This is a genomic window from Kineosporia mesophila, from assembly GCF_021129235.1.
GTDB lineage: Bacteria > Actinomycetota > Actinomycetes > Actinomycetales > Kineosporiaceae > Kineosporia > Kineosporia mesophila.
The window spans coordinates 76,275-86,052 of record NZ_JAJOMA010000016.1 but is presented as its reverse complement, the minus strand read 5'-3'; the positions used below and the strand labels follow the sequence as shown (position 1 = coordinate 86,052).

Below are 9,778 nucleotides of genomic sequence, written 5' to 3'. Positions count from 1 at the left end.
CTAGTTCCTCAGGTCCAGGTAGCGGGCTGTGAACTCGTTGGTGAACTTGCCGGCCGGGTCGGTGCGGTGCACCAGTTCCTCGAAGTCGGCCAGGCGCGGGTAGAGGGCGCGAATTCGGTCGCGGCCCAGGCCGAACACCTTGCCCCAGTGCGGGCGGGCGTCGAAGTTGGACAGGGCTCCCTCCAGCGCGGCGAGGGCGGGCGTCACCTTGCTCATGTCGTCGACCCAGGTGAAGTGCAGGGCCACGGTGGTGCGTCCGTAGCAGGGGCTGAGCCACAGGTCGTCACCCGCGATCGTGCGGATCTCGGCCACCTGGAGGGCGTCCGCGAACTGCGCCGACACCGCGTGCACGGCGGCCAGCGCGGCCCCGGCCTGCTCGACGGGCAGCAGGTACTCGGACTGCACCTCGTCACCGCGAGAGGGCGTGAACTCGAACCGGAAGTGCGGCAGTCGCTCGTGCCAGGGGCCGGGCACGCCGAGCTGCTGGGTGGCGTTCTGCGTGGGCATGCCGACGATCGGGTGGCGGGGCGAATCCGCCAGGGCGGCGCCGAAATAGCCGGCCGGGGGCTCGGGGGCCGAGGCCAGCTGCTTGCGCCAGAGCATGTCGATCACCGGGCGGCGCCAGTGGGTGAAGGCGCTGACGCTGTAGGCGCTGCCCATGATCTCGTCGAAGTCCGCGATCAGGGCGTCCAGCGGCAGGTCGTCGTACACGTACTGGCGCACGTCGAAGGTGGGCTGGGCCTTCAGGGTCAGTGCCGTCACCACCCCGGCCAGCCCCATCGCGATGACCGAACCGTGGAAGTCCTGGTCGCCGGTGTCGAGCGTGCGCAGTTCACCGTCCGGCCCGATCAGCTCGATCCCGATCACCCCGGCGGCCAGGCAGGGATTACCCGTACCCGAACCGTGGGTCCCCGTGGCCGCGGCCCCGGCCACCGAGATGTGCGGCAGCGATCCGGTGTTGTGCAGGGCCAGCCCGGCGGCGTGCAGGGCGGGCATCACGTGGGCGAAGCGGGCGCTGGCCGTGACCCGGGCACTGGAGGTGGCGGTGTCGACGTCCACGCTCAGCGGCAGGTCCTCGAGGCTGAGCAGGAGCCCGTCCGTGGCCGCGACCTCGCTGAACGAGTGGCCGCTCCCGAGCACCCGCACCCGGGGAGCCCCGGCGACGAGCTCCTGCACCTGCTCCACCCGGTCGGCCCGCACGTAGCGTTCCGGGGTGAAGACCACGTTCCCGGCCCAGTTGGTCAGCGTCATGCCGCGTTCCTCTCGATCCCTGCCACAACCGCGTGGCGCTGGGAGCGATCCTGCCACCCGTCCGGCCGGGCTCCTAGGACGGACCCCTAACTGGTCATAGCCGCTTCAGCCCTTCGAGGATCAGCATGAGGAGCCGTGGGTCACGTTCCTGGGCCGTGGTGCCCGCGGTCAGATAGTTGTTGTCCAGGAGGTCGTTGATGATGGTCTTGGCCACCGCCATCGGCAGGCCCGAGTAGGCCGCCACCTCGGCGACCGACATCGGGTTCCGGCACAGCGCCAGCACCTTGTGGTACTCGGCGTCCGGCACCTGCGGGTCGTTCAGGCCGGCGGTGGTCTCGAGCATGAGGAAGAGGTCCAGCTCGCGGTGGCTGGGCCGGGTGCGGCCCCGGACCACCGAGAACGGCCGCACCAGCTTGCCCCCGGCGTCGTCCATCCAGACGAATTCGTCATCGTCCACGGATCACGTTTCCTGCACGCCGCTCGGGGTGGCGGAAGCGCGGAAGAGCTGCGCCTGGGACACGCCCGGCATCTGGATGGCACCACTGTTCATCATCGGAAAACCACCGGTGGGAGGGCTGATCGGGGTCGGGGGCCCGACCAGCACGGACGTCGGCAGCAGCACCACGGCGATCGTGCCGCCGTAGGAGAGCGACTCCCGCAGGGTGATCCGGATGTCGTGACGGCTCGCCAGCCGGCCCACGACGAACAGGCCGAGCCGGGTGTCGGACGACAGGGCCACGTCGCCGAAGTCCGGGACCTCGATCAGCTGACGGTTCAGCTGCTCCCGCTGGTCGGCGCTCATGCCCAGGCCGCGGTCCTCGATCTCGACCACCATGCCCTTGCCGACCATCTCGCCGCTCACCTCCACGGTGGATCCGGGAGGTCCGAAACTGGTGGCGTTGTCGATGAGTTCGGCCAGGATGTGGATGACGTCGGCGGCCCGGTCGGAGGCGATGGAGACGTCCGGGATCCGGCGGGCCACCACCTGCTCGTAGTTGATCGTCTCGCCGGTCGCTCCCCGCACCACGTCGATCAGCGGCACCGGGCGGCTCCAGCGCCGGCCGGGCTGCTTGCCGCCCAGGATGACCAGGTTCTCGGCGTGCCGCCGGGCCCGGGTGGCCAGGTGATCCAGCTGGAAGAGCAGTTTCAGGTGGACCGGGTCCTCGACGTGCTCCTGGGCCTGGTCGAGGAGCTTCAGCTGCTGGTAGGCGATGCCCTGGGTCCGGCGGGCGATGTTCAGGAACACGTCACGCGTACCGGCCCGGGACTTCGCCTCCTCCGCCGCCGCCCGCACGGCCATATCCTGCGCCTCGTTGAAGGCCTGCGCCACTTCACCGATCTCGTCGTCACCGTGGCGCAGCGGCGAGATCGTGGTGCCCGGTTCCTTGCCGTGGCGCAACAGCTCGACGGCTTCCGGCAGCTTGCTGCCGGCCATCCGCCGGGTGTCGTCACGCAGGTTCCGCAGCCGCTGCGCCACCCGCCCCGACATCTGCACCGCCACCAGCACCACGAGAAGCCCCGCCATCAGCAGGATCGCGCCGACCGTCCAGGCCCGCACCTCCTCGTCGTGCACGGTCGTCGCGCTGCGGTCGGCCGCGTTCTGGGCGTGCTGCCCGTAGAGCGAGGCGAGCTGCTCACCGACCTGGGCCACAGCTGCCCGCCACTGGTCGAGCGTGACCGGGGACCAGTTCTTCGGGAGCTTGCTCCCCTCGGCCAGTTGCCGGCTCAGCGCCGTCTGGGTCTGGTCGAGCAGCCGCCAGTTCGCGCCGCTCATCAGGGTCTGCAACTGGGCGCGCTCGCTGTCGCCGAGCACTTCGCCCAGGGAGGCCAGCTGGGAGTGGTACGCGCCGAAGCGCTGCTGGAAGTCCGCGGCCAGGGTGTCCGGCAGGTTTCCGCCGAGCATCGCCACCTCGGTGAGACTCGTGCTGCGCCAGAGCGACTCGGCCCCGTAGAAGAGGTCGACCGAGGTCAGCTGGTCGTAGGCGGAGGGAGCGTTCGGGGCCTCCTGGGTGGCGGTGCGCAGACTGGCGCCGAACGCGGATATCACCTGACCGTAGGCCAGGTAGGTGGTGGGGATGTCGACCTGGCCGGAGTCGACCCCGGCCCGCAGCTTGGTCATCTGGTCGCCCTGCTGAGTCAGCGCGCCCATCTGGCGTTGCACGGAGGTGGAGTCGGAATTCGTGATCAGCGGGCCGATCACGGCAGCCAGGTCGGTCAGGGAGGTGTCCACCTGCTGCCGGGCCCCGTCGAGCCCGGCCCGTTGACCGCCGGCCAGGAGGGTCATCGACAGGCGGCGCTCCTCCTGGAGGCCGAGGATGGCCTGGGCCGCCGGTGCGGAGGCGTCCGACACCGACTTCTGCAGGGAACTACTGTTCCGGGCGTCGACGGCGAGGTAGCCCGTGACGGTCAGCGCTACCGCGATCAGGGTGATCGAGGGAACCAGCACGATGGCGAGCAACTGCCGCCGGATCGTGGGACGGCGGTGCGCGAGCAGTCGAACCATGAGGCAGCCTCTCGGGAAGCAGTGCGGCGGATCCGGCACGTCAAGTGCCTCGTGGTGCGGGGGTAAACCCCTTGTCCGCCCATGATGTTGCCGCAGCCGACTTAACCGATATGGAACGCATTGTTACAAAATGTGATTGGCAAGAGGTCTGCACGAAAAGTCCAACTTTGAATTTCTGTCTTGATTTACCGATCGGGTCACGGTAGGAGTCGGTGCTCGGGCAACGCTGTGTGATGTTTCAAGTACGCCTCTCGTAATGTTTTGAACCAGTTCGAGCCTCTGTCGCGTGATGGGAGAAAGGACCGGCGAACGACGCGGAGGGTGCTCGATGGAGGTCTCGCGATGAGCCGGGCGCAGGTAGCCCCGTACCTGGTCGAGGTCGCGCCGGTGCCCCGGGTCAGTCAGGTGCGGATCGTGCTGGTCGCGGCCGACCCGCTGAGTCAGGCCGGGGTGGAGGGCATGCTCGCGGAGCATCCTCGTCTGCGCCTGGTGCCGGTCTCCCGGGCCGGCGACGCCCACCTGATCGTGCTGGTCGCGCCCCGGCCGGATCCGCAGATCGCCGACGTCGTCCGCGCCGCCACCCGGGCCCGGCCGCTGCCGGTCCTGGCGGTGCTCGACACGCCGGGCGACGAGGCCCAGGAACGACTGTCCGCGCTGGGTGTGGTGGCCTGCCTCTGGCGCAGCGACATCTCCGCCCAGCGACTGGTCGCGGAGATCACCGACGTCCACGCCCTCGTCACGCACCCGGTCTCGCACCGGCGACTGGCGGCCCGGCTGGTGCACGACCTGGACGAGCACCGCCGTCTGCACGCCCCGGACGCGGCCGAAAGTGCCCCGCACGGGCGTGAGGCCGATGTGCTGAGACTACTCGCCGAAGGGCTTGCCATCCCCGAGATTGCCCGACGCCTGCAATATTCCGAGCGCACGGTGCAGAAGACACTGTTCGCGGTCACTTCCCGGTTGCGTCTGCGCAACCGTACCCAGGCCATGGCCTACGCCTGGCGAAAGGGCGTTCTGTGATACCCACCCCGAGCGGCACCATCACCCCGGCCCCGGGCACGTCGCTGCTGCGCATCAGTGTGCTGGCGGCTGATCAGCTCGACGAGGCCGGTGTGGTCAACCTGGTCGGCCGGCGGTCCGAGCTGATCCTGCAACCGATGAACCGTCTGGCCGAGGCGGATGTGCTGGTGGTGGTCGCCAACGCCCTCTCCGCCCAGTTGCTGCGCCAGATCCGCGATCTGGTGGCCGGTCGGGACCTGCCGATCGCCACGATCATCGAGCGTTTCGGTGAGGTCGACCTGCTCACGGCGGTGGAAGTGGGCCTGCGCGGCGTGCTCTGGCGCTCCCAGGTCACCTCCAACCGGTTCACCGCGCTGATCCGCACGATCTCCACCGGTGACAGCGACCTGCCCCGCGAGGTACAGAGCCGTCTGGTGCGCGACATGGCCGAGCTCCAGCGGGTGGTGCTGATCCCTCGCGGCCTCACCCCGTCGGGCCTGGAACGCCGTGAGGTAGAGGTGCTCGCCCTGATCGCCGACGGCCTCGACACTGCCGAGATTGCCGAGCGCATGCAGTATTCCGAGCGCACGGTGAAGAACATCCTGTCCGGCGTGATGGCCCGGCTGGGCCTGCGCAATCGATCCCACGCCGTGGCCTACGCACTGAGGGCCGGTCTGCTCTAGCAGCCGTCCTGCAGCGCGACCTTCACGTAACCCAGGGTCTGGCGCACGTACTGGTAGGTCCAGTTCAGGGGGCGAATGCTCAGCGGCGCCTCGATCATCAGCAAAGTGCCCGGGTAGCAACGGTCCACGATCGACCGGGTGCGGCTGATGTGATACTTGGCCGCCACCACGCCCACCCGGTCCCAGTCGTTCTCCTGCGCCAGGCGCCCCAGTTCGCGGGCCTCCCCCCGGGTGGTCATCGGGTCGGGGCGGAAGCAGATCAGCTGATAATCGGTCGGTTTCGAGGCACACAGATCGTGCACCGGCTGGAAATCCGGATCGTCTGTGGGGTACGGGTCGGACACGATCAGCACCGATGCCCCGCCCTGCTCCACCAGTTGCTGTGCGTAGAGGGCCGTCTCGGTGCGCCCGCCGAGGGCCAGGATCGCGTCGACCGTCTCACCGTCCGCCAGCGTGTCGGTGTGCGGGAACGAGTACAGCCGCCCGCCGGTCGGCACGATCACCAGCACCGCCACCACGAGGAAGATCGCCAGTCGCCGGGGCCAGCGGCGCGCGGGCAGACTGGTCACGGCGCCGCGAGGGGCGGTCATCTCCGGCCGGTGGTTTTCAGACATACGACCGCGCCACCCGCGCCGCCTGCTCTCCGTACGACGCCCCGAACAACACCGCATGCACCAGCAACGGGTGCACCTGGTGCAGGGACACGCGGTCCCTCCAGCCGTCCGCCGAAGGTGCTGTCTCCTGGTATCCGTCGATCACGATCTCCAGATGGGGCAGGCCGAACAGGGTGAGCATGGCCAGATCGGTCTCCGGGTGACCACCGTGGGCGGCGGGATCGATGACCACGGTGCCCGCCGACGTCCACAATATGTTGCCCGACCACAGATCTCCATGCAGCCGGGCGGGTTTCGCTTCCGGGCCGATGAGGGCCGGGTCGCCTTCGCGCAGTCGGTCGCAGAGCTTGAGGACGAGGTTGAGCCCGCTCCCACTCAGCCCTCCGGAAGCCTCCGCGGCGCGCGCGAAGGGCTCCACGCGGCAGCGCGCGTAGAAGTCACCCCAGTGCGGCGGGGGTTGGGTGAGGTGGTGCAGGGGCAGCGTGGCGATGAACCCGTCGGCGACACCGGGAGGCGCGCACCCGTGGTGCGGTGCCCCCGCGCCGTGTGTGAGGGCGAGCCGGCGGCCGAACTCGCGGGCCGCCTCGGGTGTCGGGCTCACAGTGGGGTAGCGGGGCAGAACAATGGACGAGTCGGTCACCTCGAGTACGTCGGCCACCGGGGTACCACCGGACGGGGTGGCTTCGCCGAGCCAGCGCAGCCCGGCCGCCTCGACCGGGTAGAAACCGGCCGGCGCGTTCGGGTCCTGCTTGGTGAAGACCATTTAGGCGGGGTGCCCCTGACGCTCGTCGAGGTAGTCGACGATGCCGTCGACCGCGGCCTCGATCTGCTCGATCATCTCGACGAACTCGGAGTTCTCGGCGCTGCGGTCGTAGTACGGGTCGGGCACGTCGATGCGCCGGTCGTCTTCGGGCACGTCTTCCAGGTCGAAGTCGAACGAGCGCAGCAGCCGGATCTTCGCCGCCGACTCCGCGTCGGGCGCCATCGCGTGCAGCTGCCGGAAGTGGCCGCGGTCGAGGGCGACGATCAGGTCGCGCTCGGCGAACAGACCCTCGTGGAACTGCTGGGCCACGTGCTCGCTGCCGTCGTACCCGGCCCGCTTCAGCGCCCACACCGCGCGCTCGTCGGCGCCGTCACCCACGTGATAGCTGTCGAGACCCGTCGAGTCGACCTGCGCGGCCAGCCCGGCGTCATGGATGCGGGCCCGTGCGATCACCTCGGCCGAGGGAGAACGGCAGATGTTGCCCGTGCAGACAAAACAGATCCGGTACGGCGCCATGTCCGCCATTCTCCCTCAACTCTCTCCCGGCCCTCCCGTGACCCGTGGCCCGGTCAGATCGCCGACTCGGACTCCGGGAACAGCCGCGCCAGCAGGTCCGACAGGGTGATGACCCCGACGAACTGGCCGCCGTCCGTCACCGTGGCCAGGTGACTGCGGGTCTCCCGCATCTGGTTCATCGCCTGGAACACCTTGGTCTGCGCCGGCAGCGCGTACACCGGGCGGGCCAGGGACTGCGCGGGGGCGTCGTCCGGGGCCAGCAGGGTGTCGCGCACGTGCACCACGGCGTTCATCGTGGCGCCCTCACCGATCAGGATCCGCAGGTGGCCCGACGACAGGGAGGCCTCCCGCACGGCCCGCACGTCGGCGTCCGGCAGCACGCTGGTCGTGCCCCCGTCACGTCGCACCAGGTCCCCCACGGTCAGGGTCTCCAGGTGCAGGGCGTTGTTCAGCCGGTCCGAGTACCCCGCCTCGAGCGACCCGACACTGGCCGAGTGCTCGACCAGGCTGCGCAGCGCCGCCGGGTCGCGGCCCGAGGCGACCTGCTCGGCCGGGTCGACGTTCACCTGGCTCAGGCACCAGTTGGCGATCGCGTTCAGCCCGTTCAGCAGCGGCCGGGTGAGCGCCATGAACGCCCGCATCGGCAGGGCCAGCAGCACGGCCGAGGTCTCCGGGTGCGCGATCGCCCACGACTTCGGCGCCATCTCACCCACCACCAGGTGCAGGAAGGTGACGATGATCAGGGCCAGCCCGAAGCCGGCCACGTCGGCGGGCAGCTCACCCATGCCCCAGTGCTCGAACAGCGGGGTGAGCCAGTGGTGCACGGCCGGTTTGGTGACCGCGCCGAGGGCCAGGGTGCAGGCCGTGATGCCCAGCTGCGAACCGGCCAGCAGCACGGTCAGCTCACTCGAGCTGCGCAGCGCGGCCCGGGCCGAACGGCTCGACGTGGCCAGGTCTTCGAGCCGGTGGCGGCGGGCGGCCAGCAGGGCGAACTCGATCGCCACGAAGAAGGCGGACAGGGCGATCAGCGCGAAGGTCACCGCCACGACCACGAACGGGTTGCTCATGCCTCCACCTCCTCGTCGGTCTTCTGCTCGTCGATGCGCAGGCGGAGCTCGGCCGGGACGTGCCGCTCCACCCGCATCACCTCCGCGGACATCACGAAGACGGGTGGGTCGCCGTCCAGGGCCAGCAGGGCCGGGTCGGTGGGCAGTTCCACCTCGACCACCGTGCCCACCCCGGGCAGCGAACCGTGGCGGGCGATGACCAGCCCGGCCAGGGTCTCGAAGTCGCCCCTCGGAAGTTCGCTGTCCACGGCCCGTTCCGCCTCGTCCAGCGGAGTGGAACCGGGCAGCAGCCAGGTGCCGTCGTCGGCCCGCGGGGGCCGGAGACGCTTGCCCGAATCCGCCGGGTCGTGCTCGTCGGTGATCTCACCGACCAGTTCTTCGGCCAGGTCCTCGGACGTGATCAGGCCGGCGAAACCGCCCCACTCGTCCAGCACGCAGGCCAGCTGGGCCCGCTTGGTCACCAGCAGTCGCAGCAGGGAGGTCAGCGGCATGGTGGTCGGCACCAGGGTGGCGGGGCGCATGATGTCCGTCGCCGTTCCCGGGTGGTCGGGCTTCAGCGTCAGCACGTCCTGCAGGTGCACGACGCCGAGCACGGCGTCGTCCGGGCCCAGTACCGGGTAGCGGCTGTGCCCCGTGCTCATCAGCTCACGCACCCGGGTCAGCGGGTCGTCCGAGTGCACCACCCCGACGGCGGTGCGCGGGATCATCGCGTGCTGCACATCTTGCTGCGGGAAGTCGAGAATGCGGTCGAGCAGCAGCGACAGCTCCTGGGGCAGGTCACCGCTCTGCGCCGACTCGGCCACGATGTGCTCCAGGTCGCGGGCCGTGGCCGAGTGCTCCACGTCGTGCGCCGGCTCGATGCCCAGCACCTTCAGCAGGGCGTTCGAGGACTTGTCGAAGATCTGGATCAGCCAGCCGAAGACGGTCAGGTAGGCGCTGGTCGAGCCGGCCAGCCAGAGGGCGACCGGGTCGGGCCGGGCGATGGCCAGGTTCTTCGGGAACAGCTCACCGAAGATCATCTGCACGGCGGTGGAGAACAGCAGGGCCAGAACGGTGCCGATCGCGATGCCGACACCGGTGGGAACCCCGACACCGCCGAGGGCCTCACCCAGGGCCTCACCGATCAGCGGCTCGGCCACGTAACCGACGAGCAGGCCGGTGACGGTGATGCCCAGCTGGGCGCCCGACAACATGAACGACGTGCGCTGCGTGACCTTCAGGGCCCGCTCGGCCGCCGTGTCACCGGCATCCGCCCGGGCCCTCAGGGCCGACCGGTCCACCGCCATGTACGCGAATTCCTGCGCCACGAAGTATCCGGTGACGGCAGTGATCGCCAGCACCACCAGTACACCCAGGAGCAGGGACAGGACCCACATCAGTTC

Annotated in this window: 10 protein-coding genes; 2 read left to right on the top strand and 8 right to left on the bottom strand. The window is 69.7% G+C overall.

The window, feature by feature from the left end; translation table 11 throughout:
* The 3 genes from LR393_RS22305 to LR393_RS22295 form a co-directional block, all read right to left on the bottom strand.
* The gene (locus tag LR393_RS22305; RefSeq protein ID WP_231486089.1) at positions 1-1,251 is read right to left on the bottom strand and encodes a D-arabinono-1,4-lactone oxidase; all 1,251 of its coding nucleotides are present in this window, start codon (positions 1,249-1,251) and stop codon (positions 1-3) included.
* 94 nt (positions 1,252-1,345) lie between these two features.
* Positions 1,346-1,708: a DUF742 domain-containing protein gene (locus LR393_RS22300; RefSeq protein WP_231486088.1), complete on the bottom strand. Its 363-nt coding sequence runs from the start codon at positions 1,706-1,708 to the stop codon at positions 1,346-1,348.
* 3 nt (positions 1,709-1,711) lie between these two features.
* Complete coding sequence (locus tag LR393_RS22295) at positions 1,712-3,754, bottom strand: sensor histidine kinase (RefSeq protein ID WP_231486087.1); 2,043 nt, start codon at positions 3,752-3,754, stop codon at positions 1,712-1,714.
* Between the two features lie 342 nt (positions 3,755-4,096).
* Between LR393_RS22295 and LR393_RS22290 the strand changes: the two genes are divergently transcribed.
* Together LR393_RS22290 and LR393_RS36570 are read left to right on the top strand one after the other, a co-directional pair.
* Complete coding sequence (locus LR393_RS22290; RefSeq protein ID WP_231486086.1) at positions 4,097-4,774, top strand: helix-turn-helix transcriptional regulator; 678 nt, start codon at positions 4,097-4,099, stop codon at positions 4,772-4,774.
* Entirely contained in the window at positions 4,771-5,436 is a 666-nt protein-coding gene (locus LR393_RS36570; RefSeq protein WP_231486085.1) for a helix-turn-helix transcriptional regulator, read from the top strand. The genes LR393_RS22290 and LR393_RS36570 overlap by 4 nt, the downstream gene beginning before the upstream one ends.
* Here LR393_RS36570 and LR393_RS22280 read toward each other — a convergent pair.
* Genes LR393_RS22280 through LR393_RS22260 form a run of 5 tightly spaced genes read right to left on the bottom strand, consistent with a single transcriptional unit; the run spans position 5,433 to position 9,775 of the window.
* Positions 5,433-6,026, bottom strand: coding sequence for a YdcF family protein (locus LR393_RS22280; RefSeq protein ID WP_231486084.1), 594 nt, complete (start codon positions 6,024-6,026; stop codon positions 5,433-5,435). The two genes, LR393_RS36570 and LR393_RS22280, sit on opposite strands and share 4 nt — an antisense overlap.
* A gap of 16 nt (positions 6,027-6,042) precedes the next feature.
* Positions 6,043-6,813, bottom strand: coding sequence for a fructosamine kinase family protein (locus tag LR393_RS22275; RefSeq protein WP_231486083.1), 771 nt, complete (start codon positions 6,811-6,813; stop codon positions 6,043-6,045).
* On the bottom strand, positions 6,814-7,329 hold the full coding sequence (locus LR393_RS22270) for a low molecular weight protein-tyrosine-phosphatase (protein WP_231486082.1): 516 nt from the start codon (positions 7,327-7,329) through the stop codon (positions 6,814-6,816). It abuts the gene before it with no gap.
* 53 nt (positions 7,330-7,382) lie between these two features.
* A complete protein-coding gene (locus LR393_RS22265) occupies positions 7,383-8,396 on the bottom strand; it encodes a hemolysin family protein (protein WP_231486081.1) in 1,014 nt (337 codons plus the stop codon).
* Positions 8,393-9,775, bottom strand: coding sequence for a hemolysin family protein (locus tag LR393_RS22260; RefSeq protein ID WP_345718846.1), 1,383 nt, complete (start codon positions 9,773-9,775; stop codon positions 8,393-8,395). The genes LR393_RS22265 and LR393_RS22260 overlap by 4 nt, the downstream gene beginning before the upstream one ends.
* Positions 9,776-9,778 lie beyond the last annotated feature (3 nt).

Excerpts from the sequence above, each read along its gene's own strand:
- LR393_RS22275 (WP_231486083.1), bottom strand. The coding sequence starts at position 6,813 with ATGGTCTTCACCAAGCAGGACCCGAACGCGCCGGCCGGTTTCTACCCG.
- LR393_RS22290 (WP_231486086.1), top strand. The coding sequence starts at position 4,097 with ATGAGCCGGGCGCAGGTAGCCCCGTACCTGGTCGAGGTCGCGCCGGTG.
- LR393_RS22270 (WP_231486082.1), bottom strand. The coding sequence starts at position 7,329 with ATGGCGCCGTACCGGATCTGTTTTGTCTGCACGGGCAACATCTGCCGT.
- LR393_RS22305 (WP_231486089.1), bottom strand. The coding sequence starts at position 1,251 with ATGACGCTGACCAACTGGGCCGGGAACGTGGTCTTCACCCCGGAACGC.
- LR393_RS22265 (WP_231486081.1), bottom strand. The coding sequence starts at position 8,396 with ATGAGCAACCCGTTCGTGGTCGTGGCGGTGACCTTCGCGCTGATCGCC.
- LR393_RS22280 (WP_231486084.1), bottom strand. The coding sequence starts at position 6,026 with ATGACCGCCCCTCGCGGCGCCGTGACCAGTCTGCCCGCGCGCCGCTGG.
- LR393_RS22295 (WP_231486087.1), bottom strand. The coding sequence starts at position 3,754 with ATGGTTCGACTGCTCGCGCACCGCCGTCCCACGATCCGGCGGCAGTTG.